The organism is Shewanella sp. WXL01 (genome assembly GCF_012263345.1).
Lineage (GTDB): Bacteria > Pseudomonadota > Gammaproteobacteria > Enterobacterales > Shewanellaceae > Shewanella > Shewanella maritima.
This window is the reverse complement of record NZ_JAAIKQ010000010.1, coordinates 72,219-98,687: the sequence shown is the minus strand read 5'-3', so window position 1 is coordinate 98,687 and position 26,469 is coordinate 72,219. Positions and strand designations below refer to the sequence as shown.

At 44.5% G+C, this 26,469-nt stretch carries 22 protein-coding genes and 1 pseudogene; 17 read left to right on the top strand and 6 right to left on the bottom strand.

Annotated features, from left to right (window positions below):
• Positions 1–293 precede the first annotated feature (293 nt).
• From G3R49_RS17375 to G3R49_RS17360, 5 genes and pseudogenes are all read left to right on the top strand, one after another.
• Positions 294–899 carry a hypothetical protein gene (locus tag G3R49_RS17375; protein WP_130600292.1) on the top strand — a complete coding sequence of 202 codons (606 nt, stop codon included), beginning with the start codon at positions 294–296 and terminating at the stop codon, positions 897–899.
• 819 nt (positions 900–1,718) lie between these two features.
• Positions 1,719–1,799, top strand: a pseudogene (locus G3R49_RS20190) (Mobile element protein); the annotation flags it as partial.
• Between the two features lie 120 nt (positions 1,800–1,919).
• Positions 1,920–2,936 (top strand): ankyrin repeat domain-containing protein, encoded by a 1,017-nt coding sequence (locus G3R49_RS17370; RefSeq protein ID WP_167870511.1) that lies wholly within the window; start codon positions 1,920–1,922, stop codon positions 2,934–2,936.
• A 1,012-nt stretch (positions 2,937–3,948) separates the two neighbouring features.
• Entirely contained in the window at positions 3,949–4,617 is a 669-nt protein-coding gene (locus tag G3R49_RS17365) for a Bax inhibitor-1 family protein (RefSeq protein WP_167870510.1), read from the top strand.
• A gap of 74 nt (positions 4,618–4,691) precedes the next feature.
• Positions 4,692–4,856, top strand: a complete 165-nt coding sequence (locus G3R49_RS17360; protein WP_167870509.1) for a DUF2164 domain-containing protein — start codon at positions 4,692–4,694, stop codon at positions 4,854–4,856.
• A gap of 628 nt (positions 4,857–5,484) precedes the next feature.
• Here the strand turns inward: G3R49_RS17360 and G3R49_RS17355 are convergent.
• The gene (locus G3R49_RS17355) at positions 5,485–7,269 is read right to left on the bottom strand and encodes a flavocytochrome c (RefSeq protein WP_130600284.1); all 1,785 of its coding nucleotides are present in this window, start codon (positions 7,267–7,269) and stop codon (positions 5,485–5,487) included.
• A gap of 336 nt (positions 7,270–7,605) precedes the next feature.
• Here G3R49_RS17355 and G3R49_RS17350 point away from each other — a divergent pair, with 336 nt between their 5' ends.
• The 5 genes from G3R49_RS17350 to G3R49_RS17330 all read left to right on the top strand — a co-directional run bounded on the left by G3R49_RS17350 (position 7,606) and on the right by G3R49_RS17330 (position 14,126).
• Positions 7,606–9,714, top strand: a complete 2,109-nt coding sequence (locus G3R49_RS17350; RefSeq protein WP_167870508.1) for a transporter substrate-binding domain-containing protein — start codon at positions 7,606–7,608, stop codon at positions 9,712–9,714.
• Positions 9,711–11,081 carry a sigma-54 dependent transcriptional regulator gene (locus G3R49_RS17345; protein ID WP_167870507.1) on the top strand — a complete coding sequence of 457 codons (1,371 nt, stop codon included), beginning with the start codon at positions 9,711–9,713 and terminating at the stop codon, positions 11,079–11,081. The genes G3R49_RS17350 and G3R49_RS17345 overlap by 4 nt, the downstream gene beginning before the upstream one ends.
• 244 nt (positions 11,082–11,325) lie before the next feature.
• Entirely contained in the window at positions 11,326–12,465 is a 1,140-nt protein-coding gene (gene galK, locus G3R49_RS17340; RefSeq protein ID WP_167870543.1) for a galactokinase, read from the top strand.
• Positions 12,466–12,560: 95 nt separating this feature from the next.
• A complete protein-coding gene (locus tag G3R49_RS17335) occupies positions 12,561–13,601 on the top strand; it encodes an aldose epimerase family protein (protein WP_167870542.1) in 1,041 nt (346 codons plus the stop codon).
• Positions 13,602–13,658: 57 nt separating this feature from the next.
• Complete coding sequence (locus tag G3R49_RS17330; RefSeq protein ID WP_167870506.1) at positions 13,659–14,126, top strand: GNAT family N-acetyltransferase; 468 nt, start codon at positions 13,659–13,661, stop codon at positions 14,124–14,126.
• 122 nt (positions 14,127–14,248) lie between these two features.
• Here the strand turns inward: G3R49_RS17330 and G3R49_RS17325 are convergent, their stop codons facing one another.
• Together G3R49_RS17325 and G3R49_RS17320 are read right to left on the bottom strand one after the other, a co-directional pair.
• On the bottom strand, positions 14,249–14,695 hold the full coding sequence (locus tag G3R49_RS17325) for a hypothetical protein (RefSeq protein ID WP_130600276.1): 447 nt from the start codon (positions 14,693–14,695) through the stop codon (positions 14,249–14,251).
• Between the two features lie 367 nt (positions 14,696–15,062).
• The gene (locus tag G3R49_RS17320; RefSeq protein ID WP_167870505.1) at positions 15,063–16,082 is read right to left on the bottom strand and encodes an NAD(P)H-quinone oxidoreductase; all 1,020 of its coding nucleotides are present in this window, start codon (positions 16,080–16,082) and stop codon (positions 15,063–15,065) included.
• Between the two features lie 219 nt (positions 16,083–16,301).
• On the opposite strand from G3R49_RS17320, the gene G3R49_RS17315 reads away from it, so the two are divergent.
• The gene (locus tag G3R49_RS17315) at positions 16,302–17,549 is read left to right on the top strand and encodes a sensor domain-containing diguanylate cyclase (protein ID WP_167870504.1); all 1,248 of its coding nucleotides are present in this window, start codon (positions 16,302–16,304) and stop codon (positions 17,547–17,549) included.
• Positions 17,550–17,765: 216 nt separating this feature from the next.
• Here the strand turns inward: G3R49_RS17315 and G3R49_RS17310 are convergent, their stop codons facing one another.
• Together G3R49_RS17310 and G3R49_RS17305 are read right to left on the bottom strand one after the other, a co-directional pair.
• Entirely contained in the window at positions 17,766–18,641 is an 876-nt protein-coding gene (locus G3R49_RS17310) for a cation diffusion facilitator family transporter (RefSeq protein WP_130600270.1), read from the bottom strand.
• 517 nt (positions 18,642–19,158) lie between these two features.
• Positions 19,159–19,638 carry a Spy/CpxP family protein refolding chaperone gene (locus G3R49_RS17305; protein WP_167870503.1) on the bottom strand — a complete coding sequence of 160 codons (480 nt, stop codon included), beginning with the start codon at positions 19,636–19,638 and terminating at the stop codon, positions 19,159–19,161.
• Positions 19,639–20,016: 378 nt separating this feature from the next.
• On the opposite strand from G3R49_RS17305, the gene G3R49_RS17300 reads away from it, so the two are divergent.
• The 6 genes from G3R49_RS17300 (at position 20,017) to G3R49_RS17275 (ending at position 25,576) form a co-directional block, all read left to right on the top strand.
• Entirely contained in the window at positions 20,017–21,423 is a 1,407-nt protein-coding gene (locus G3R49_RS17300) for a cytochrome C biosynthesis protein (RefSeq protein WP_167870502.1), read from the top strand.
• A gap of 330 nt (positions 21,424–21,753) precedes the next feature.
• Complete coding sequence (locus G3R49_RS17295; protein WP_130600264.1) at positions 21,754–22,440, top strand: response regulator; 687 nt, start codon at positions 21,754–21,756, stop codon at positions 22,438–22,440.
• A gap of 3 nt (positions 22,441–22,443) precedes the next feature.
• Positions 22,444–23,802 carry an ATP-binding protein gene (locus tag G3R49_RS17290; RefSeq protein WP_130600262.1) on the top strand — a complete coding sequence of 453 codons (1,359 nt, stop codon included), beginning with the start codon at positions 22,444–22,446 and terminating at the stop codon, positions 23,800–23,802.
• A gap of 115 nt (positions 23,803–23,917) precedes the next feature.
• Positions 23,918–24,676: a hypothetical protein gene (locus G3R49_RS17285; RefSeq protein ID WP_167870501.1), complete on the top strand. Its 759-nt coding sequence runs from the start codon at positions 23,918–23,920 to the stop codon at positions 24,674–24,676.
• Positions 24,677–24,758: 82 nt separating this feature from the next.
• The gene (gene trmL, locus G3R49_RS17280) at positions 24,759–25,223 is read left to right on the top strand and encodes a tRNA (uridine(34)/cytosine(34)/5-carboxymethylaminomethyluridine(34)-2'-O)-methyltransferase TrmL (RefSeq protein WP_167870500.1); all 465 of its coding nucleotides are present in this window, start codon (positions 24,759–24,761) and stop codon (positions 25,221–25,223) included.
• Positions 25,223–25,576: a DUF2956 domain-containing protein gene (locus G3R49_RS17275; RefSeq protein ID WP_167870499.1), complete on the top strand. Its 354-nt coding sequence runs from the start codon at positions 25,223–25,225 to the stop codon at positions 25,574–25,576. Before trmL ends, G3R49_RS17275 begins: the two co-directional genes overlap by 1 nt.
• 51 nt (positions 25,577–25,627) lie before the next feature.
• Here G3R49_RS17275 and G3R49_RS17270 read toward each other — a convergent pair whose 3' ends face one another.
• A complete protein-coding gene (locus tag G3R49_RS17270) occupies positions 25,628–26,212 on the bottom strand; it encodes a hypothetical protein (protein WP_210147267.1) in 585 nt (194 codons plus the stop codon).
• Positions 26,213–26,469: the final 257 nt, after the last annotated feature.

Below are 26,469 nucleotides of genomic sequence, written 5' to 3'. Positions count from 1 at the left end.
CTCGCCCCCTCTTAAAGCAAGCTCTTTTCAATTCACTTACCTGCTGTAAACCGCGACTTACCTGCAACTCAATTAATCAACTTTGCGCATTAATCCCATTATGTGTGCATGCTCACTTTTTCAACATGGAATGGTGCTCCGTTATCTGTTAACTTCAATATATACAAATAGTTAATTGAGCATTTGCAGATGTGGGAGCTTGGCAAAACGCGCATGTGCGTTAATCCCGTTACGTGCGCATGCGCACTATATAAATGTTATAAATTTTATTTAGATATGGAAGTCTTGAAGAAGTGACATTAGAACCAGTATATATTGCGGCATGTGCTAGCACGGCTGCCGCACTCATTGCATTATTTGGTGCTGTATTTACTCAGCGAAAAACTGCAGAGGCTGCGGCTCAAGCACGAAGCGCAAATGAGGAACTCGCTTTTCGTCTTAAGCAAATTGAGGAGCATCAACAATCTAGTTTGGTAAAATTTCAAACCGAACTTGAAAGAATGACTCATGTGGTCAATTTAAACCACTCAAAGCGGGTCGAAGTCTTAACTGAAGCTTACGCAAAGCTAGCTGATATTAAAATCAAATTGGAAAGTTACGTTGTACCGATGTTTATTGACTCCGAGACTAAGCAACTAGAAACGCTGGTTGAATCATCTAGGCAATTCGAAGAGTTGTACAAGTTTTGCTCAAGGAACGCTCTTTTCTTTAATGAAAAATCAAACATCATGGGAGCATTGGGAGACTTGATGGGTCATATCAATAGAATGCGCAATATGGCAGAAAAGGATCAAAAAGAGGTGAAGCCTGAGCAAGCGAGGGTTGTAATCAAAGGTGTATCTCCTTTGCTCTCAACAATTGCTAAGGAAGTGCGTCGAGATCTGAAGCTAGATTTATAACAAACCAATTAAGTACGCTCCCGTTGGTCGCCGGACTCGCTCCGCTCGCCGCTTATTGGTAGCGTTAGGTTTTTAGTTCAACTTTCGAGATTATTTTACTTATGGACAAGGTTTCTACTATATACATCACTATAGGAACAGCAATATTAAGTTCAATTATTGCAATTACTGTAGTTTTACTTAACCAGTGGTTTCTTGAAAGGAGAACTCGTAGAGAACTATTACGTGGAAAATTAGAAGAGCTCTATTTATTGTTATTAGAAACGATCGAACTACAAAGCCAAAGATATTCTCTTTACTTAAAAAAATCATGAACATAGTGGTTTTGAACAATGGAATAGTCAAAAAGATACGATTGAACTTCTCTATCACAAGTTAAAAATGTTTCAGAGTCTATATTTTGGAGCTTTGAACAAGAAGTATCTTTTGTGTTTTCACCACCACGCATCACTTAATGAAATCATTTATAGGTTTAATCATTCAGAAATTAAAATTCCTGAACATGACGAGATGTGCAAGCGTTTCGCAGATGTACACTTTTCTTTAACAGAGTTGAGGGCGTTCATAGATTCAAAAAGTGAAAGCTTAATACGTCAGGTCGGTCATAAGCAAAATGAACTTGATAATGCATTAGAGCTCTTAAATGAAAAAGTAAAAACCTAACAAGGCAATTATGCGTGGGACGTTAGTAATCTCAAGAGTAACATGGCCACCCATAATCATTAAACATTCACAAACACTAAACTACGCATATGAAACTCGTTTATTACTGAACAGGATTTCCGCTAGCCAACATGAGCAGCAAGGTCTAGTAGGACGTTGGTGAGTTTTGAAGATACGCCTTACTACCACTGTGTATCACGTTTGGTGCGTAAGGCGTTTTTGTGTGAGTTCGATAAACTCCGCAAACAACAATTATTATCTAAAACCTAAAAATCAATTAGCTATTTACCCTCTAATACTTACAAAAAATCCAATCTATACTAAACGCCTGTGACTTTGAATTTAATGAGTGTATAGATGAAAATTTGGATAAGCCTGATGTTGTTTTCCCTTGTTTCAACGGCGAGTATCGCAAACCAAGAACATCCGCTGCCTAAGCTGCATCAAGCTGTTATTTCAGGTCAATTGTCTGAAGTGAAAGCACTGGTTGAGTCAGGTGCCGATATCAATCAGTTGGATGGTAAAATGGGCAATAGTCCTGCTCATATTGCTGCGCAAACCGATCATACCGACATCCTTAAATACCTATTGGATAATGGCGCGTTTATCAATCTACAAGCACCTCGCTCTGGTCACAGCCCACTGATGGTCGCTGCCTGGTATTCAAAAAGCGACAACATCAAATTATTGTTTCAATATTCAGAATTAAACATTGAGTTAAAGACGCCATCGGGCGCCAAAGCTGAAGATATGGTTGGCGGCTGGGATCGCAATGTTGAACCACATGAAGCCAAGCTATATCAAAGCCTAAAGCAGCTATTTACCCAAAAACGCGCCGAGCAGACTGCCCAACTTGAATCACAGAAAATCTTAAATACCGTCGAGAGTACTCAGCTGTCTGAGCAAGAAAAAGTGAAGCAAATATCCGCTCTGCTTAAGCAAGGGCAAGATGTGAATCAACGTCGCCCGGTTTATTCAACCGGCAATGACTGGCACACGCCATTACTGATTTCTGCGCGAAACGGTTATGGACAAATCGTCAAACTACTATTGGATAATGGCGCAGACCAAACGATTACAGGCTACCCAATGGATGCGATTGCATTTCATAAAGCCGCCTACATGGGACACCCTGATATTGTTGAGCTGTTAGTTAAAGATAAACGAGCAGCGCAGGTGCTTAACGCTCAAGGGCCAAACAACGGCTACACTCCACTGCATGATGCCATTTGGCACGGCAATACTGAGGCGGCTAAAGCATTTATCGAAGCAGGCGCACTGCAAGATTTAACCACCTATGAAAACGACACGCCACTTGAACTCGCAGAGCGTTACCAATATCAAGATATTGTCGAGCTGCTAAAGAAAAAATAGTTTATTCTGTCTTTAATAACGAAATGGCAACCTTGTACCTTTGCTATGAATTAAGAAACTATTCATACCTCGAAGAGTTATTTATATTTTGTTACTTAACAAATTAATTTAAAATACAGAGAAACAGCATTACCACGCCATTAATACAGAGTATTTAAAGCACAAAACCATCTATATAAAGCAAAAAAAATACTACAAACTACAACATAACTACTAGTACTTAAATACTAATCCTTACCGATAATAACAAAGATAAAATAACGTATAAAACAACGCCTTGCGAAAAATAATTTATTTCAACGCTTGCATATCTTGCAAAACTAAAATAGGTTTAACCAAGCAATAACAACATCAACCAAAAGCAAGGAAGAAAAAATGAAGAAAACAGTTCAGGTATTTACACTATCAATCGCATCCCTATTAATCTCACTTCCAACCCAAGCAAAAAGCAACACTCAAGAAGTAGAATCAACCCAAATAAAAAATGACAACAAAACTTTTGGAAGCTACATATGTAGAATTGCACCAAAAATCTGCATGAAGAAGTAATAACCTTACTTTACCCTACGCATTTAAAAACAAAGAATGTAAATAATACCAACGCATTTTAAATCTTAGCGTAGTAAAAGCCGAAATATGTCACTAAAGAGCCTTACTGGGGAATAACACTTCTAACAAGGCTCTTTAAATTACAACAAAAAGAGACAATATAAATAAATCATCAACACATATGAAGTAATTATAATATTTTTCACTAAAACCCTTTGGTTTATAATCGAAGTTTTAATTAACCACCAGTTAATTTCAGCCCCCCCCTTTGAGCTACTCTCACTCGTTCAAATTCAAAAACCATGCCCACAATTTAACCAATCGCACATTAGCAGCCTACGCCAAGCTATATAACAACTCACTCCCGCTTTAAAATGCTCACTTTCTGCTTCACGGCCGAAGCAAGCATTTTGCACCAATACAGATTTGTATAGTCATTGAAGAGTCATTTTAAAGAGAAGATATGCACCAAAAACAAAAACAAGTACAACAACAAACCCGCATCCCTCTGAGTAACCGTGTTATCAGTAAACCTCTGTACCACCTAATACTTGGTCTCACCCTTTGTTGGGGCTTTGGGGTTAACTGGTGGATGGTGCAAAACATTCACCCAACGGCATTTATCAATTACAGCGTACTGCTGTTCCTTGGTTTCTATTTTGGCAGCTTTATATTGGGCTGCTCGTTATTTCAGGGCTCAAGCAACGCGCTAGTCAGCTTTATTGGTTTTAACCTAGTGGTTGTGCCATTAGGGCTGGTTGTTAACATCGCCACAGACGGTGTTGCTACACCATTGATCACCTATGCAATGGAGCTTACCGCCCTAGTAACCGTTACCATGATGTGTTTGAGCATGTTATTTCCCGGTTTCTTTAAAAGCATTATCGGTAAGCTCGCCTTAGTTGGCTTAACCTTAGTCGCGGTCGAACTCGTTTATATCTTTGTGCTTGGCGGCAGTAATATTCTCATCCACGCTGGCATGGTGGTGACATTTGCAGGGTATATTGGTTATTACTGGGTACATGCTTGTGAGCAGGAACCAACATTAGACAATGCAATCGATGCGGCGGCCTACTTGTATATGAGCATCATCAATTTGTTTTTACGTATTCTCGAAATACTGAAACGCTAATTCGTTAATCGCGCAGGTAAATCGCTAGCCTGCGCTTGTTAGATGCTAGAACCACAACTTCAGGAAACATCACCATGTCTAAAATTGAATTTTCTAGCTCAGATACTGCCCGCATGGTAGAGAAGCTGCAGACTTACTTTGAAAGTGAGCTAAATCAAGATCTTGGGCAGTTTGATGCTGAATTTCTACTCGACTTCTTCGCTAAAGAAATGGGCGGCTATTTTTATAATCAGGGCTGATACCAATTAGCACAAGTATGTGATCATTCTTACTGGTTAAAGCCGCTTATAACTTCGTTAGAAATTTTGTAGGTAGAATGACTAGCTAGCTGCAATTTCCGCCTTGTTCTAAGCGACTTTTCCTGCGTAATCTCTGAACACTTATTTATCCCAATTGGTGTTAAATGATGCCAGAGCGATTTTTGAAGAGCGCATTCAGTCAATTGATGATGATATTTACGCGATTGAAAAGCAGGTCGACTAGGGTTCAGATAACAATGCAAATAAAAAGGCAGACCATTAGGCCTGCCTTTGACTGGGGTGATGAAAACTAACTTGCTACTGCTTTTTCTGTAATTCACAGATACATCAGCGAACTAGTAGCAATGGTGGCGACTCATTAAGTAAGGGATAGTTACCGCCACATAATACCAATTAGCACAAGTATTTGATCATTCTTACTAGTTAAAACCGCTTATAACTTCGTTAGAAATTTTGTAGGTAGAACAACTAGCTAGCTGCAATTTCCGCCTTGTTCTAAGCGATTTTCCCTGCGTAATCTCTGATAACTTATTTATCCCAATTGGTACAACCCAAATCAATAAAAGGAGAAGCTCATCGTCCTAGATACGCCTCTCCAAGAGTGAGGTTATTGTTTTGAGTATTTCGCTGCATTCTCACCGGCAAGTTTACCGAAGGTAATGATGTCAGAGATTGCGTTACCACCTAAGCGGTTAGCACCGTGAACACCACCTGTAACCTCACCAGCACCGTAGAAGCCAGGAATCGCTTTCTTATCTTCCGTTAGGATGCCTGAGTTCTTGTCAATTGATACACCGCCCATAGTGTGGTGAACACCTGGTGTGACTTCAATTGCGTAGTAGTTACCTTCATTTAATGCGCGCGGTAGGTTTGGACGCTCAAAGTCAGTGTCTTTGCCTGACGCTACTAGCTTGTTGTATTGTGCGATAGTTGCCGCTAGTGCTTTACCGTCGATACCTTCTAGTTTACCTAGCGCTTCTGGGCTTTCAGCTGTTGGTACAACACCTAGCTTGATGTACTTGTTGATTTTCTTCAGTGAGTTGCGTACTGAGTCATCGAAAATCAAGTAAGCAGTTTTACCCGTTTGTTTTAAGATAGCCGCCGCTGCTTTATCGCGAGTAGTGATTTCGTTAACGAAACGCTTACCTTCACGGTTAACCAGAATCGCACCATTACCACGTACTGCTTCAGTTACCATCACACCACCTTTAACAGATAATGTTGGGTGAGCCTGAATGTACTGTACGTCTGTCATGCCTGCGCCAGCATTGCCCGCTACATCTAGACCGTCACCAGTTGCTCCCGGCTGGTTGGTAGAGATAAAGCCTTTAAGCTTAGGATCGTAGCTTGCTACGCGGTCGTTGTTTTTACCGAAACCACCTGTCGCCATAATCACAGCGTCGGCTTTCACCCAGTAGTAACCTTTGTACTTACCTTTAACCAGTAAGCCTTTAACCTTGCCACCTTCTTTAAGTACTTCAACACCACGAGTGTTCATGCGTAGGTCGATGTCGCGTTTAACTGCATTATCGTAAAGCACTTGAATCACGTGAGCACCAACACCTGCACCACCTGTCGGACGGTGAGAACGGTTAGCAGAAGCACCACCCATACGACCGATGTCGTTTAAGTCAGCACCTAGACTAGTTAACCAGTCTACTGATGATTTTGAGTTACCGGTTAAGATCTCAACTAGCTCAGGCTGGTTAAGGTTACGACCACCTTTCATGGTGTCTTTGTACATAGACTCAACGCTGTCTTTGATGTCTTTAGCTTTTTGTTGATCAGTCCAGGCAGCGTTCATACCACCAGCAGCCAGCTTAGCGTTACCACCAATCACAGGCTCTTTTTCAATCAACATGACTTTGGCACCTTTGTCATGTGCCGCAACCGCAGCAGCGAAACCAGCACCACCTGAACCAACGACCAGTACATCAACTGTCGCGGCAGGATCGGCTGCTAGTGCTGCTTTGCGGTCAGCAGCGTCTTTTGCTAGCTCTGCAATTGATGGCTCGTAACGCTCCCATTTAGCGCTGTATGGCATATCAAATTCAAAGCTATGGCATGAGTCACAGTAGTTAACTGATTTTTCGTGACCTGCGTGACATGCTGTACACGCGACATCACCAGGGAAGTGAGATTCATGAGCATTGTAGTTTTTGCGAGTGTTGCCCTCAGCAACTTCAGCTAATGTACCGTGGCACGATACACACTGCTCATTCTCATAAGTCAGGCTGTCGTTCGATAGCTCTCCGCTCTCTAAGTGGCAGCTATCACACTCCATGTTCTCACCGTGGAAGTCTGCCAATGTATCATTTGCCACTGCTCCACCGGCAAATCCTGCTGTTCCTAAAATCGCTGCTAGTAGTGCTGCGCATTTAGTTATTTTCATTTTTCTCACCTTGTCACACGTTTGTTTTAAGGTAAGTTTGCGCCGCAAATTAGCCGCTCTCAATTGCACTTGCAATAACACGTTCCAAATTTATCCGTGGATCACATCTTCAATTTTCCCCTATGCAAAAATGCATAACCCTGAGAACGACTATGCATTTTTGCATAATGCCCCGTGAGCCTAATCACAAAGCATTCACGAGTGATATTTGATACTGGAGTTTGAATTAGCCGCGACCGATACACTGCCAATGTTCCACTATTTAGCAGTAAAGATTTACTCAGAACCGCGCTCTGCATCACCTTTACTATCAGTTGATTTTGCTAAGCTAATTTAATGAAATCAGTTCTTCGATTACTCCTATTTATTACTTGCCAAGCTGTTGTTTTTAATACCATAGCTGCGGACACTATTGCCGATGAAAATCTGGTTCAGCAAGCGCTAAAAACCAGCGCGACCATCCGCTCTAGTGAAGCAAGTTACGATCGCATCGTCTTTGGCGTGCACTCCAAAACTGCGCCGCTAGAGTGGCGCGCCAACGGCATTGACCAAGGCTTTAACGTTGAGTTGATGAACCGCATTGGGCAGATACTCGATAAACCGATTATGGTGCGCCGCAAAACCTTCCAGCAGTTGATTGAAGATGTAGAAGACCCAAGCAGCGATATTGATGTGATTGCTGTGGTTTCGCCAATTGGTATTTCACGCAACCTAAGCCAGTCAGACCCAATTTATGCAACCCATGCTAAAGCCTATACACGTCAGGGCGCGCCATTTATCGAAACCTGGTCAGACTTAGACGGTAAACGTGTCGCTATTAAACATGGTGCACTGGTTGATGTGTTTTTAGAAAAGCAGCCACAAAACTTCACCCCAGTTACCGTAGATTTATACGAAACCGGCTTTCAGCTGCTTGGTGAAGATTTAGTTGACGTGGTACTAGCAGAGAATTTTGTCGCACGGCGCTTACAGCCTAAATATCCCTTAGTGCGCAGCTCAAGTAACCCACTTATTTTTGGCGCTTTTTCGTTTGTCAGCCATCCATCAAAACAAGCGATGATGCGTGATATTAACGACGCATTAAGGCAGCTAAAACTCTCAGGTGAATATGATCGTTTAGTACGTAAATGGTTTGGTACTGGGCGCGAGAAAGTCGACATCACCACAACAGAGCAAAAGATGCTAGCACTGGCAATTGTGGTGGCGCTTATTTCGGTGTTCGGCGCGCTTTATACTGCTTATGTCAGTCGTAATTTAAGAGTGCGCTCAGAGGCGCTGGCACTTGAGCTTAAACAGCGCAAAATCGCAGAGAAACAAATTTCCAGCTTGTCGCAGCAATTTCAAAATGTGCTAGATGGCATTCCTCACTGCGTGACAATTCTTAATAGGCAAATGGACTGTTTATGGAGCAACGATGCTGAGCAGCTACTACATAAAGACGAGTTCGAATATCTCGACGGCATGCCCTTTGCGCTTGAGCAAAGCGTTAAACAAGTGCTGGATACCCAAGGTTCATTCATTGCTGACATGCGCTACAACTCGCAGTTTTGGCAGGTGCAAATTCACCCGATAGCCAACGAACAAGCTGTAGTGCTAGTGCAAGAAAACACCGAACAACATGTGCTGCGCCAGGCCAATGACGAAGCTAGCAGGCTTGCATCTTTAGGTGAGCTATCTGCTGGTATCGCCCATGAAATAAATAACCCAACCGGCATTATCATTCATTCTGTCGCCCTGTTTATGGACGCCATTAAAGACTTACAAGCCGCAGCAGACAGCTACCAAAGCCAAAACCCATTTTGGCTAGTTGCAGGGCTGCAGCCCGAGCAAGCTTTTGAAGAGCTGCACCACAGTGCGCAAGCTGTCGATGATAGCGCCAAGCGCATTAGCCGCATTGTAAACGACCTAAAACGTTATGCCTTGCCCCATGAAGACAGTCATCATCAGGCTGTTTCAATTAACGAGGTTGTTGAAGTGGCGCTGCGCCTGACTGCCAATCAAGTAAAACGCCTACAGGTAAGTGTGGAGTTACAACAACCTGAGCCAATCATTACTGGCGATGCCCAGCAGCTGCATCAGGTGCTCATTAATCTTATCCAAAACGCTTGTCATGCCTGCGACTCATCAGCCGACACCATTAGCATTGTTACCCAACAAGATGCTGACAAGGTGTATGTGATGGTCAACGACACCGGCTCAGGCATGGATAATGCGACACTTGCACGGATCACCGAGCCATTCTTTACCACGCGCCGCTCATATGGCGGTAGCGGCCTAGGTTTATCGGTATGTAGCCGCATCTTAAAAGAGCATGGAGCTAACATGCTGGTGCAATCAGCACTAGGCCAAGGTAGCCGCTTTACCCTCACCTTTGACCGTTTAAATCCTAGCTCAAGCTTAGCCAGTGACCCAACGCCAATTCACAAGGAGCAATCACGCCTATGATCTTAGCCAGAAACATCCTGCTAGTAGACGATGAAGCCCCTTGGCTACGCACTCTGTCGGTGACTTTGCAGCGCTTAGTGCCAGAAGCAATTATTGATACCTGTGTTGATAGCCGTCAGGTCATGAATCGCCTCGAAGCTACCGACTATGCGTTGGTGCTGCTGGACCTCACCATGCCTTATCACTCTGGCGAGCAATTACTTGAAAGCATTCGTGAGGCGCAGCCAAATACCCGAGTGATTATTGTAACTGGCGTGAATGAAGTGGAAACCGCAGTGCGCTGCATCAAACATGGCGCCTATGATTACTTCATTAAAACCGATGATGTTGCAGATTTAGGCCGCTCGGTGAGGCGCGCGCTTGAAGTAGTTGGGCTAGAGCGTAACTACAAGCGCATTAAAGACAGCTTTTTGAGTAAAACCTTAAGCCGCCCTGATGCGTTTAGCCATATTCTCACCTGCGAGCCTGCGGTACTGGATCAATTTCGCTATCTTGAAGCCATTGCCTTTAGCCCTGAGCCGATTCTTATTGAGGGTGAAAGCGGCAGCGGTAAGCAAGCTTTTGCGCAAAGTTGCCACTTACTTAGTGCGCCAGATGCGCCGTTTATTACCATCAACCTCGCGGGGATATCGGCACGCCAGTTTGATAAGCAGTTATACGGCGAGCTAAGCACTGAGCCGGGAAAGTCAGTGGCTGGTGCAATCCATAAAGCGGGCAGCGGTATTATTTATTTAAAAGAGATTGCTGAGCTGCCCAGAGAGAGTCAGGCAAAGCTAGTTGAACTACTAGAGCAGAAGGTATACTTCCCACTTGGCAGCGAGCAAAGCTACGCGGTTAACTGCCGCTTTATTGCCTCTACTCAAGCTGATCTTTTAGCACTTAATAAAGACGGCAAGTTACGTAGTGACTTAATGTATCGCCTACGCGGTCACAAACTCAGTTTACCGCCGCTGCGAGAGCGTCGCCTCGATATCAGCATTTTGTTAAACCACTTTGTGCAACAGGCTGCCAACGAGCTTGAATTAAGCCCGCCGCCAGTCCCTGCTAACCTTGCCACTCAGCTACAAGACTATCCCTTCCCCGGCAATATTAACGAGCTAAAAGCCATGGTTTTGGATGCAGTAAGTCGCAGCAGTAGCGTAACCCTAAATACTGCGCCATTTATGCAGGCAGTAAATGATTGCAAAGATGTGGCCGCTCCCGTGGCTAAATTTAGTTTTGGTGCTGAACTACCAACCTTAGCTGAAATCAGTCAGGCACTGATTGATGAGGCCATGAGTCGCAGTGCACAAAACCAAACTGCTGCTGCGCAAATGCTGGGCATTAGCCAAAGTGCATTAAGCAGACGCTTAACTAAAGATAAGTAAAAACCAAATCCATCAAAATCAATATATTACAAACAAAAACTCAGCATTTTGTTGCTTATAAGCCAAAATGCTGAGCTATCAAATAATTCACCTTAATAGTCAATTTTCCACATTCGCATCAAAGCCGCTTAATTTCTACCGTCATCCATGCTATAAGACTGACTATAATAAAGTGATTTAAATCACATATATGCTTGCCAATGTCGCAGGCATTACCATTTTGATTGTGTGGAAGTCGATGACTATGGCAAACCCTGCTCAGCGTGCAACTAAGCTTTTTGTACAAACCTTTGGCACCACCGCCGACGAGCTTTATCAAGCTCCAGGGCGGATCAATATTATTGGTGAACATTCAGATTACAACGAAGGCCTAGTGCTGCCCGTTGCCATCAACTTTCATACGGTTATTGCAGTTAAACACCGCGACGATTATCAATTCCGCGCGGTGAGCGATGCTTTTCCGGGACAAATTGAGCAATGGGAGTTTGGTAACGAAGGTAATATTGACGATGACGGATTGTGGTTCAATTACCTTAAAGGGATCACCGCCGCGATGGCGCAATCGGGTTTATCCGCCAAAGGCTTAGATCTCGCCATTGTTGGTAACGTGCCTTTAGGCGCAGGCTTATCTTCTTCTGCCGCGCTTGAAATCGCGTTTGGTACAGCAATCTCTTACGCCGACCAACTGCATTTGTCGCCACTTGCCATTGCCCAAATTGCGCAGCGCGCCGAAAGCCAACTTATGCGCCAACAGTGCGGCATTATGGATCAAATGATCAGTGCATTAGCTGAGTCTGATCATGCCCTGCTTATCGACTGTTTAGCCCTCGACAGCGAGCCAGTGAAACTGCCTGACTCACTAAGCCTGATTGTTATTGACCCACAAATCGACCGCAAAAAATTCACCGCTCAATTTGCAGAGCGCAGACAAGAATGCTTTGAAATTGCCGATATTCTTGGGCTCGATTCCCTACGCGATTTAACTCACTTGCAGCTGCAACGTGCTAAGCAATCCTTAACCGAAATCCAATATCACCGCGCTTTGCACGTGATGACCGAGAGCCAGCGCACAGCAAGTGCTGCACGGGCATTACAAGAAAACAATATGCCACGTTTTAGCGAGCTAATGCGTCACTCACAACATTCTCTGCGTGAGAACTTTGATGCAGTCGATCCACAAGCCGATAAACTCGTGACCCTAATTGATGAGCTAATTGGTGATAATGGCGGCGTAAGAATGAGTGATGGCTGCATTATCGCCCTGGTTGACCACAGCCTAACCGATGACGTGATTAATCTGGTTGAGCAAGCATTCTTTAAACAAACTGGGCGAGACGCTGTTATCCACTTATGTTCAGCATCTAGCGGCGCTGGCCGCTTGTAATTAACGTCTACATGGACAACGCCCTGCTTTAGCAAATTCATTAGCACTGACACTAACACTGACAAAGTAAACGGAACGGCAATAACAAAATGACTATGGTAAAGGTAACCCAACTTCAGCCGTGGCAAGACCCACGCGGCGGTGAGATCCAGCGAGTACAGTTAGATAGCGGCGCAATTACCATGGAAGTGCTAAGCCTTGGTGGCATTATTCGTACCCTAACCACAGCCGATAAACACGGTCAGCATGACAATATTGTGTTGGGCTGCGACAGCATTGAAGACTACCTTAAGCAATCTGCTCATTTAGGCGCCATTGCCGGGCGCTATGCTAACCGTATCGCTAATGGTCAGTTCACCGTTAACGGCGAGCAATATCAGTTAAGCGTGAACAACGCCACTAATTGTCTGCATGGTGGTGAGCAAGGCTTTAACCTCAAACAATGGCAAATGAATTTGCTTGATGATGGCGTACGCTTAACCCTAAGTAGTCCTGACGGCGATATGGGCTTTCCCGGCAATTGTAATGTGACCCTTGATTACCGCTTAGATGGCGATAGCCTCACTGTCGACATTAAAGCCACAACCGACAAAACTTGCCCGCTTAGCTTAACTCAACACAGCTACTTCAACCTTGGTGGCCAGCAGTGCCACAGCAATACTGAGCATTTAGTGCAAGTTGAAGCCAAGCAATATTTGACCATGAATGACGTCGGCATTCCGCAGCAAATGCTCAATGTTGCAGGAACAGATCTCGATATGCAGCAAGCCACACCTATGGCGGTGCAAACTCAGCGAACTGTGCTTGCAGCGACAAATGGTTTCGACCATTGCTACGTACTTGAGCAAAGTGACACCAACCAGCTGCAGCGTTTCGGCAGTATTGTTGAGCCAAACTCTGGCCGCTCATTAACCCTATACACCAATCAGGTTGGCGTGCAGCTTTATGGCGCTAACTTCTTATCTGGCACTGTGGGTTATCAACAGCAGGTTTATAACGACCATCAAGCGATTTGTATTGAGCCGCAACTGGTGCCTGACTCGCCAAATCAACCTCACCTGCCAGGCAATGGTTTTACTCAGCCGGGCGAGACTTATCATCATGTCAGTCGTTATCAGTTTGGGTTAGCAGATTAATTACCAATTATTTGCCGCGACCTGCTATCGGCTAGCCAATAACGACAAGGAAGTTTGATGAAAATACGCAAAGCGACCAGACGTGACATTGATGTCGCATGGCAGATCCGTAAACAGTCAATCAAGGCCCAGTGTATTGAACATTACCCTCCTGAAGTCATTGAGCCTTGGCTCAATGGTTCGCTACCTGAGGGCTTTGCAGCTGAGTTAGAAAGTAACTTTTACGTTGCCTTTGAAGGTGATGAAATTATTGGTCTCGGCGCGTTCAGTTATAACGAAAACAAAATCTACGCTATGTTCGTTAAGCCTGAATTTATGGGTAAAGGCGTTGGGCGGCAGATCATGGCTTATCTCGAAGCCTTGGCTCTCGAGAATAATATCAATACCGTCCACCTTGACTCGACGCTGAATGCAGCGCCATTTTATCGCTCGTTAGGCTATGTTGGCGATACGGTCATCAAATACAATAACCCACGAGGTTTTGTGATGGACTGTGTGGCTATGCAAAAAGAGCTCAGCAGCTAATGCCAATAATTCGCGTTTGAGACAAATGCTAGCAACAAAAAAGGAATAACCTAGGTTATTCCTTTTTGTTTCAATAACATCAATAGTGATGCGGATACCAATTGGTTTAAAAAGCACATGGATTAATCCATGTCATCTAGGTTGTCACCCATTTCATCAAAGTCTTTGGTGTCTTCATCGTCATCATCATCGTCGTTTTCAATGTACTCAACGACTTCCTCTTCAACCATTTCTTCATCTTTCGATTTAGTCTTGGTAGCCGGTGCACTATCTGGCACGGCAGATAAATCCAGTCGTGATGGATGCTTTGCTAAAAACTCATTACGAGCCGTTTCCCAGGCATCACCAAACTCGGCTTTAGCGGCTTTAGTTTGTTCAGCATCTAAATCATGGAGATTGGGAGTCACTATGTCTTCGACAAACTCGATAATGGCATTACGGCCAGAGTGGAAGAAGTTTAATCGGCCAGGAGAGGCCTCTGGTAAGCCGCCGTCATAGACCACAACTGTATTACCCTTGCTGGTGCGTAATTCGCCGTACCAAACTTGTTTCGCAGCTTTATTGAACATATATGCTAACACCTTTAATCAACACATATTGGAAGTGTAAAAGTTATTGATTACAAGCAGATTTAGTCACAGCGAATAGGCTTATATCTGCTTTGCCTTAATGACCGTATTTAAACAGAAAAAAATCCAGAATCAATGCCTTTAATAATGAATTTTTTACTAAAAACTCAGCACTTGATTCAAAATTTAACTCTAGTTCACAAAACTAACTCATGGTTTACCGTTCACGCATAAGACAGGCAACAAAATTGCACAGCGCCTTAGCTTGCTCATAATTTAGTCGAAAAATATTAAGGTTCAAGCTGCCAAAAACAAATTTTGTGTTTCTAAAACTGACCGCTTGCCAATCTATCCAACTCCAGCGCCACTACTTTAGTTGCAAGACGATTTTGCCCTTGTGCTCTCCAGACTCCATATACTCATGCGCTGCAACTACTTCACTAAGCGCAAAACTGCGATCGACCTGTAGCTGTATCGTGCCAACATCCAATAGCGGCCAAACAGTTTGCTTCAACTCTGCTGCAATTGCTGCTTTGGCGGCAACAGATTGTGGCCTCAAGGTTGAGCCGGTCCAGACAACCCGTTTTGCCATTAACCTAAATACATCTACTGTAGCCTTAGCACCCGATTGCATAGCAATGGATACGATACGCCCATCTGAGGCGATCATTTTAAGGTTTTGGTTAATCATTTCGCCGCCAGCCATATCGAGCACCACATCTACACCTCGCCCGTTGGTCAGGCTCAGCACAGCGTCAACTAACGATGTTTGTGCATCTGCGCCATAACCTGGCACCTGCACGCAATGATCGGCACCAATTTGTAAACAATAATCGCGCTTTTGCGCTGAGCTAGCTGTGGCGATCACCTTGGCACCAAACGCCTTAGCCAACGCAATCGTAGTAGAGCCTATGCCTCCTGCGCCGCCATGTACAAGTAGCCACTCATTTGCTTGCAGTTTACCGCGCATAAACACATTGCCCCACACAGTAAAAAAGGTTTCAGGCAGTGCGGCCGCTTGCATCATCGACATACCTTGAGGGATCGGCAGGCAATGCTGCGCATAGGTCACCACATGGGAAGCATAGCCGCCACCAGGCACTAGAGCGCAAACCCTATCACCAGCTTGCAATTGACTCACTTCACTGCCAATCGCGATTACGGTACCAGCTACTTCTAAACCCAGAATTGGGCTGGCATCTTTAGGCGCAGGGTATGCGCCTTGACGCTGCTTAATATCAGGGCCATTTACACCAGCACAGTGCACTTCAATCAATACTTGATTAGCACCTAGCTGTTTAAGCTCACCCTTGGCGAGTTGCATCATGTTTGCGTCACCTGTGTCAGGCAAGTCGACATAGGTAAATGGCTGACAAATTTGGGTCATAATACTGTCCTTGCTAGGTTGGTGATTACACTTTTTATCAATTGCTAAAAAAACACGAGTTGCAGACAAATTAATATAAATTTAATAGGTTATATCAATAAACTGCGAGCTACACACTTCTTTGTGCACCTGAACTTCAGGTATATTTATCCCAAAACTCAGGTGTTTTACTCAAAACTAAATTAAAATTAGCCCTCAAATACCTTGGAAGGAGAAGCTGTGGACTATAGTGCTCATTATGGTGTCATTATTCACCGTGACTTTGTTCCACTACATGTCGACGACAACTTTGCGCAGACCTTTGGTTTTGATAGTGCTAACGACGTGCTGGCGTTAAGCTCAGTACTTGATTTAATTGCCCCTGATTCCCGCGATATTGCTGCTCATACTTACTATGCCTTGATGAGTGGTATAGAGAAACCTCAAGTTCGCAGCTATATCAATCACCGCCTCGATGGCACACCAATGCAAGTGCTGGCGGTAGAGCACATTGTTGAGTGGCAAGGGCGCAACGCACTGCAAATCACCATAGTCGACCTGTCTGATGTCATGCTTACTCGTGACCGACTTGCCGCCAGCGAAAAGCGCTATCGTGAGTTGGTCGATGGCTCAGTGCAAGGCGTGTTGGTACACCAGCACTTCAAACCACTCTTTTGTAATCAAGCCTACGCAAATATTTTAGGTTTTGACTCCCCTGAGCAAGTATTGGCATTGGAGTCGATTATTTCGGTTATTCACCCAGACTTTCAAAAACAGCGCATCACAGTTACCGAAGTGCTGGATGACCATGAAGGCAATAAGTTAGCTGCCTCACCCAAAACGGAAATCAAATGCATTAAACCTAATGGCGAAGAAGTATGGGTTGAACTCATTGAGCGTAATATTGAGTGGGAAGGGCAAAGTGCATCTCAGGTGACCTTAACCGACACCACTGAGCAGTATCTATTAAAGCAACAACTGCAACACCAAGCAGAAATTGATGAGCTGACGCAAATTCTTAACCGCCGCGCTTTTAGCCAAAAAGCAGAGCAGATTTTCGCAAATGGTGGCGATCCACTCAGCCACTTCTGCGTGCTCTTTGATATTGATGACTTTAAACACATCAATGACTGTTTTGGCCATCAAATTGGTGATGAGGCAATTTGCTATTTAGTGAACCTATTTGCCGCCAATTTACCCCACGATGCATTATTTGGCCGCTGGGGCGGCGAAGAGTTTGTTATCTTGTTGTCGTGCTACGACATCAACAACGCCTACAACAAGTGCGAAGCATTGCGTCATCAACTGGAAAACCATCTGTTTGCAACTGAGCAGCACGACATAAAACTGAGTGTCAGTCTTGGGTTATCACCCATGATATTTAAACAAGATAGCATTAGTTTGAGCGCCACGATTAACGCTGCAGACAAGGCCTTGTATCAAGCTAAAACTCAGGGGAAAAACCAGACGGTGATAGCTAATAAATAGTTACAAGCAAATAGCCGCGAATAGACCGCTACGAGTAGATGGTAGCCATTAAATAGCTAGCCGTTCATGAACATTTATTGCACGTTTTTATGAGGTATAAATGAACTTTGAGGAAGCAAGCCTCTTTAGCAGGGATGCTAAAGTGGAGCCATCATGGATGATTTTACGGCGTCTTGCACCATCAAAGTTCGTTTGTCCTTAGCTAGCCGACTTGCATCACGTCGGGTCTTGATGGACTATCACCTCAGCATCGTCAAACAAGGCTGCCACGCTCGATTCCACCTCATCTGCAATTTTATGAGCTGCACGTAAACTAAGCTCGCCATCTATCTCTAAATGCATTTGCACAAAGGTGGTTTTTCCCGCCTCCCTTGTGCGTAGGTCATGCACACCGCTCACTTGCTTATGAGCCTTAACTGTATCTATGATTTGCTGACGCGTTGCTTCATCTAGCTCGCGGTCTAACAAGGTTTGAATCGAGCGAAAACCTAAATCAATAGCTTGCTGACCAATAAACAGGGCTATTGCGATGGCAAACAAGCCATCAGCCCACCACCAGCCATATTGCGCCAATACCAAAGCCAGCAATACTGCGCCATTGAGCAATAAGTCAGACTTATAATGCAAAGAGTCCGCCTCAACCACAGTGCTGTTGGTTTTCTCCAGCGCCCTTTTTTGAAGCATCACCAACGCTAGAGTGAGCACAATGGCAATAACCGACACAATAATGCCCAAAGTTGCCTGATTGACTGGCACAGGGTTAATCAACCGGTCACCACCATAGAACAACAATAGAAATGCCGAGCCGAGAATAAATGCCGATTGAGCTAATGCAGCTAGCGGTTCTGCCTTACCATGACCAAAACGATGATCGGCATCAGCGGGTAAAATGGCATAACGGATGGCGATAAAATTCACCACTGATGCCAATGTATCGGCAACCGAGTCGGTCAAAGACGCCAACATACTCGCCGAGCCTGAATGCAGCCAGGCAATCAACTTAATGGTAATTAGGGTAATGGCTGTTGCCACTGCAGCGCGGCTAGCAAGTTTGACCCAAAAGTCATATTCAGAATCAGGTTGTGCAGACATCAGCGTTATCCAACAAAGATTTAAGTGCGGAGTTAATAAAAGCTTAACGGTGGCAGGCAAGTTAAGCCAGTAGCTTTACTTAGATATAACCTGAGCTCGAGATAATAAATCGGTTTCTAACGGCTATTTTTGCCTACTTCTGCGTTGAAGCTACTTGCAATAGACTAGCTATTGACGCGTAGCTTCGCCTTGAACTAAACAAAACTATCTCGCTAGAAACATAGTGCTAAGTATAACCCAGGGCCAAAGAGCCATTGGCACTTCCTTATCCCGAGTTCAGGTTAAATACCAGTTTGAATCGATTGCAATAATCGAAAAGTCGGGCGAGTCGTAAATAGCAAACGGCCACAAACTGATGTTTGTGGCCGTTTAGCGCCGCTAGATGAGATGAGTACCTAGCGACTTTACCAACGTCTGGGGAGAAGCATTGGTAAATTTGGGGATGCGATTAAACTAAATGTTAATTCGCTAGCGCCTTATGCGATTCGCTTAACTGTACTAACTTAGCTGTACTAGCTTAGCGGCGACGCTTTTTACCGCGCTCAAGCATTTCTTGAAACTTAGCTTGCTGATCTGAATCCAAGATTTGGTAAATCTCATTTTGCATACGCAGTTGATCAAGCATCTTTTGCTGATGATTAGCTTGGCCAGCTTCTACAATGGCTTGTGCTTGGCTTTCGTCAAATTGCGGTGCGGTAACCAGTGCAATGACTTCTTGCTTGCGTGCTTGCTTATTCGCTTTCTTAGCTTCACGCTCGGCATCTGTCATTTCTGGCTTGTATTTCTGCACTATGGTTTTAACCTGAGTTTTTTGCTCTTCGGTCAAATCTAGCTTTCGTAGCATTTTGTGCATGCCACCACGCTTGTGATGCTTACGCTTTTCCATTTTCATTTCTTGCGCAGTTTCAGTTTGGGCATTCTCTGCTGACACAGGAAGTACAAAACTGGTGCCCACAACTAAAGCAATGGCTGTAGCAATCGATAAAGGTGTTTTCATAACGGCTTCCTCTTTTGGTCAAAACTCTTTTTGGTCAAGAGTGTATTTGGTTGAAGCATATTTGCTTAACTTGGTGACCATTGTAGAAGCTGCAATGTCAAACAGGGTGTGCAAATAGTAAAGCAACGTAAAGTAACCCAAGCAAGATTGTTACAATCATAAAACTGCGCGTGCTCACACTATCAATAAAAACCAACTAACTAGCTGAACTTTTTAACCTCTTACTCAGTCCACCAGTCGTATTCAGCATGAATTACCCACTTTCTAACGCTGCTGCTCGGTTTTATGCGAGCTAGTTAACGAATTGCTTAATTTCTAATTTATTGACCATTGCTTCGGCATAAAATAGTCACACATAGATATTTCTCGAGGTTCATAATGAACAGACTGCTTGTCAGTATTTTGATTTTTGTTTCAGCGCTTAGCTTCGCACTTATTGGTGAAGTGAAAGCCCAAGATGTAAACAATGACTTTTGGGTTGAGCAACAAGCCAATGGCGAACCCAAGGTAAAACTGCACTTCTTTTGGTCGCAAACTTGCCCTCACTGTAAAGAAGCGCACCCGTTTATTGATGCGTTAGCAGAGCGAATCGACTGGATTGAACTCCACGACTACTTAATTAGCGCTGACGGCACTGTTGATAAACTAATGGAAGTGGGCAAAATGACAGGTGTTGAGCCACGCTCAGTACCTTATTTTGCCATTTGTGGTGAAGCCGTTGTCGGCTATAACAACCATGATGTCACAGGCCGTTACATCATGGAGCGCTTAGAAGCTTGTTACCAAAAAGCTGGCGGTACACCCAATATTACCACTCAGCTAGATGACTATTTCGCCGAGGCATCAACCGAAGAAGAACCACTATTTGGCACTTGCTCTGACACATCGGCAGACCCTGAAGCCGCTGGTACTTGTGGCATGGGCGTATCACCTGCGCCATCAGTGCAGCCAGTAGACATTCCACTGATCGGTGCTGTACAGCCAGACAAGATGTCACTACCACTACTTACTGTGGTCCTAGCAGGTGTGGATGCATTCAACCCATGTGCATTCTTCGTGTTGCTATTCTTGCTTAGCATAATGGTTAACGCAGGTAGTCGCAAACGCATGTTACTGGTTGGCGGTATTTTCGTATTCTTCTCAGGCTTTATTTACTTCATCTTTATGAGCGCCTGGTTGAATCTATTCCAACTACTTGGTGGTGGTGACGGTGGCATCATTATTACCTGTGCCGGTATTCTCGCCTTGATTGCTGCTGTGGTGAACATGAAGGATTACTTCTTTGGCCGCGGTGACGTTAGCTTGTCGATGTCGGTAGAAAACCGTGGCAGCTTAATCAAACGTATGGGCAAGCTATCAAAAGCCAGCTCACTGCCTACTATGATTGTTGGCTCAACTGTACTGGCGATTTTGGCTAACGCTTACGAACTACTTTGTACAGCCGGCTTCCCGATGATCTACACCTCGGTATTGTCGATGTCTGGCCTGGACACTGCTGAGCGCTACATGTACCTAGTGGCTTACAACGTGGTTTACGTTATTCCACTCGCTGCCATCGTGATTGCCTTCTCGGCTACTTTAGGTAAGCGCAAGCTAACTGAAAAAGAAGGTGAAGTACTTAAGCTCATGTCAGGCATCATGATGTTTGGTTTAGGTAGCATGCTGGTACTTGACCCTAACTCAATGCAAAACCCGGTTATTTCAATTGGCTTAATCCTAATGTCGATTGTCCTAACCTTTGTCGTCAACAAGGCTAAACGCTACATCCTTCGCGATAAGAAATAATCGCCACTTATACCAATTGGGATAAGTTAGTGATCAGAGGTTACGCAGGAAAAATCGATTAGAACAAGGCATAAATTGCAGCAAGCTAGTTGTTCTAGCTTCAAAATTTATAACGAAGTTATAAGTGATTTTAAGCAGTAAGAATGATCACATACTTGTGCTAATTGGTATTTATGTAAAGCAGTGCAATGTTGATTCCTTCTGGGTCAGCATTGCGCTACAGTTTCAATACCAATCAGGATAAATAAGCGTACATACTTGTGTTGATTGGTATCGACGCCCCTAATCAATGGGTATCTTGCATTGTTAATACCTGCGTTGAGGATCCTAATGAACCGCATTTTGCTTGTTGATGATGACCTAGGTTTATCTGAATTACTGACACAACTCCTCGAACTTGAAGGCTTTGAGCTAAACCAGGCTTATGACGGCCAGCAAGGTTTAGATATGGCGCGCCAATCTCAGTACGATTTAATCTTACTTGATGTAATGCTACCTAAACTCAACGGATTTGAAGTATTAAAGGAACTGCGTAAAGACACCAGCACCCCAGTGCTAATGCTTACCGCACGTGGCGATGAAATTGACCGAGTGGTCGGTTTAGAAATTGGCGCAGACGACTACCTACCAAAACCGTTTAACGACCGCGAACTCATTGCGCGTATCAAGGCGATTTTGCGCCGCTCGCAAGGCAGTAATGACAATCACACCCAGCAAGATAACATCAGCTTTGGCGACCTAGTGCTGGATAAAAATCGTCAAGAAGTGTTCTGCAACGAAATACCTATCAATCTAACTGGCACAGAGTTTTCTTTGCTTTATCAGCTAGTCAGCAATGCCGGCGAGCTAATGACCAAAGAGATTTTATCTGAGCTGGTGTTAGGCAAAAAGTTGATGCCGTTTGACCGCAGTATCGACATGCACTTATCCAATGTACGTAAGAAAATTCCTGAGCGCAGCGACGGGCGCCCTCGCGTAAAAACATTGCGCGGCAAAGGTTATATCTGGATAACCTAAGCCATGAAAAGCCCTGTCAGCCGCTTATTCGTCAAGTTACTCCTTGGTTTTTGGTTATGCAGCTCATTACTGATCGGCATGTTTGCCTTGCTACCATTGATTCAGGAGCGTCACGACCGCAAACCACTGCCACCAAGACTAGAGTTTGTGCTTGATCGCTTTGCCGAGCGTATGCAAGACATGCCGCCGGGACTTGATCAAGAAGATATTAAAAAGCTGACCAAATGGCGCTCTAACGAGCATGGGCCGATCCGCTTTTATCTTACCAATGAACAAGGCCATGTACTTAACTCACGCCGCCCAAGTCGGGCGCTACGTAAGTTTATTCTAATGGCAGAAGAAGCTGGCCAGCCCATAAGCCATCAGTTTCGCGACCAACTTATGTTTGGCCCCCACAAGTTTGTTGCCAACGGCGAGAACTATTTAGTTTATGGCCGCTTTCCTGAACATCACCCTAAGCCCTGGTTTTTCTTCTTTAGCGACAACAAGCTGCTGACAGCCATCATGGCTATCGGTCTATCAGGTTTAATCTGTGGCCTGCTCGCTTGGTATTTAGGTAAGCCGCTTCGTAGCCTCAAACACAGTGCTAACGCCTTGGCTGCTGGAGATCTAACCAGCCGTGTAGATAAAGCTACTACTAAGCGGGTTGATGAAATGGGCGAGCTCGCGATTGCATTTAACGGCATGGCAGACTCAATTGAGACTATGGTAAAGAGTCAGCAGCGGCTAATGGGCGACATATCTCATGAGCTGCGCACACCACTTACACGCTTGCAACTGTCACTGGCACTAGCGCGCAAGAAACACCAACATATTGATGAATTTGACCGCATTAGCTATGAAGCAGAGCAGCTTGATGACCTAATTGGCGAGCTACTAAGCCTATCGCGTATTCGCCTTAATGCTTCTGCACCAGTAATGGACATAGAACTCAGCGAATCTCTAAGTCAGGTGCTTGACGATGCTGAGTTTGAAGCAGAGCAACAGCAAAAAACGCTGAATATTCATATTCCTGACTCGCTACGCTTTAACCATCAACCTAAAGCCCTAGCAAGAGCAATAGAGAACTTACTGCGCAACGCAATTCGCTATGCCAACAGCCAAGTCACCATTACAGCCCATGAGCTTGAAAATGATATAAAGATAATCGTGAGTGATGACGGCCCTGGCATTGATGAGCAAGAGCTAGAAGCGATATTTGCACCCTTTTACCGTCCAGACTCTGCACGCGATAGAGAATCTGGCGGCTGGGGACTCGGCCTTGCGATCACTCAGGCTGCGGTGCAAGCCCATAAGGGCGAAATTACGGCAACCAATGCCACGCCGCATGGCTTATGTGTCACCATTAGCTTGCCACGCTAACATACTGACGCTTAAGCTCACATTACATAGGCACTACAAAAAATATCCGTACAACGTGTATCCATTCAAGAAATGAGTGTTATGATTATGTTAATTTTCATAATTTTACTGACTCATGGCACGTTTACTTGTAATCATCTCAATACTAATATTGGCGGCAAAGGCTAATGCTAACTCTCAGCAGTTAGACATTATCGCCATCAACTATCCGCCCTATATTGACGAGAAGCTGCCTAATTACGGTGAGTCTTATCAGTTGATCGAACGCGCATTTAGCGGCACACAAATCAATATCAATGCCAACTTCTTGTCTGCCGCGCGGGCATTAAAAGAGGTAAATACACAAAATTGGTGCGCCAGTTTTCATCCCCCTATTCCTGCTACGCCAGATCACACATTGGTAATCACCAAACAAGAGCTGGTTAAACTGAGACTTCACCGTCTATTGGAAGCTAACGAGTTTGTTGGAGATGAATTAGACGGCAAGGTCGTCGCACAATTGAGAATGATAGCCCCAAAAGGCGTCACCAAAAGCTTTGTTGAGCAAGGGGCAGAGCTGTTTTTAGTTGAGTCATTACCTCAGGCCGTATCTTTACTACTTAAAAGCCGCGTTGACTACATCTATGGTGACACCGCCGCAGTTGAATTTGCCGCCGATAATATGAACCTGTCTTCAGCGCTAATCCAACCATCAATGAAAACCTACCGTGAATTTCCCGTGGGTTTGTGGTTCAACAATCAATGCGACATCAGCAAAAACGCGATAAAAATCCTCGAAGCCCAAGGATTCCCATCTAAAACCTTCACCAAAAGCACTGACAAGGTAAACCTCAAACCGGGTGCTCAAGCTAACGGACCTTTTAGCTTTTATTAGCGCTGCCGCCTTCTGGGCAGATACCATTTACCCCCTCAATTGGCTATAATCGCCGCTCTTTAAAGTCGTCAACGAGAGCGCCATGTTCCATATTGCTTTATTTGAACCTGAAATTGCCCCAAACACGGGTAATATTATTCGCCTATGCGCCAATAATGGATCGCAGTTACACCTCATTGAGCCACTCGGTTTCGACCTTGAAGAAAAAAAGCTGCGCCGCGCTGGTTTGGATTATAAAGATCTCACCAATGTGACTCGCCACAAGAACTTTGAAGCCTTTGCCAAGGCCATGGCAGGTAAACGTATCATGGCTTGTACCACCAAAGGCAGCCGCCCGCACAGTGAGATTGAATTTAAAAAAGATGACGTGCTGCTGTTTGGCCCTGAAACCCGTGGCTTGCCAATGGATGTGATCAACAATACGCCGTTAGAGCAGCGTTTGCGCATTCCGATGGCTGGCACATCACGCAGCTTAAACTTGTCTAACTCGGTGGCAATTATTAGCTATGAGGCTTGGCGTCAAATGGGTTATGAAGGAGCGCTGTAATGAAAAAAGATCGCAGCGCAAATGCTATTTCAGATGAGACGAAACAACAAGCGATGGCGGTTGCTAAAGCCAACCAAAAACCAGGGCAAACCAAAGAGCAAACTAAACTGATTGCCACAGGTATCGAGAAAGGTATTGCTGAATATAAAAAGCAGCAAAAAGCCAAGGCTAGAACACGCGATAAGCAGCGCAAAGCGCAGATTAAAGCTAAGCAAAATCAACAAGCCGCTGAGCTTGAATCTGCTGAGTTTGAACAACCAATCTATACCAGTCAGTTCACTCCGCTAGCTAAAGCCTTAGCGGTGTTATTAGTGGTGAGCTGGGGCGTGATTGCGGCTTTGTTAGCGAGTTAGCGCTTGTGATGTCGGCTCGATGACAAGTGTTCTGCAAGTCGAAAAAGCTAGTTAGAACAGCTCAATGTCATCTTGCTCTTCCTTAGCAGAGTGCAGCGCTCTGTATTGCTCAAGCGCCTCATGCAATGGTACGCCTTTAAGCACACAATCAAACATATGCTTTTCACATTCAAGCGAATAGGTCTGCTTAATTTCTTCGTTCACTCGCTGCCAAGCTAAACGGCTACCGCGCTTAGTATCATCAGCTAAGATCTCTTCGGTTAAACCCAGCCCAGTAGTCACATGCTGCAAGCGCTGAGAAAGACGATCATAAAACTGGAAAGCTATCACTCCTTCATTGACCTTATCAGCGAGCTGTTGGCCATAAAGCAGTATCTCCGCGGGAGTATCTTGCTTGGTCTTAAGGTAATCATTGACCTGTTGTTGATGGGTCGCCATATCGGTGAACAACTGCCCCAACCCAGACATATTTTGCTCGCCATCGGTGAGACTTAACTCAATTTGCGCCATCGATAACAGCAAGAGTTTAATGGTTTCGTGCACATGGGTAAGCTGCTGCTGAGCAGATTGATTCGGGGAACTAACTGACTTAAAAGCAGAGTGAGCATTGATTGGGTGAACTTTTGAATCTGACATACTTCATATCCAATGAGCCCATATCTTCCCTGTTCGAGCCTGTTATTGTTTTAACTAAAAATATACACCTAATTGCTGACGCCCGCAGAGTAAATTTAATACTTTTTATTATTTAGAGCCAAGTTAACACAAGTGAATTACCACTTTCTGAAAAGGGGAGCATAGTTAATTGAAGTTAAAGCAGAGAGCTGCGATGACATTTAAAGCCGTTGAAAACATGAATGTTTTCTCCGAGCACTCTTGTTAAACAGAGAGGG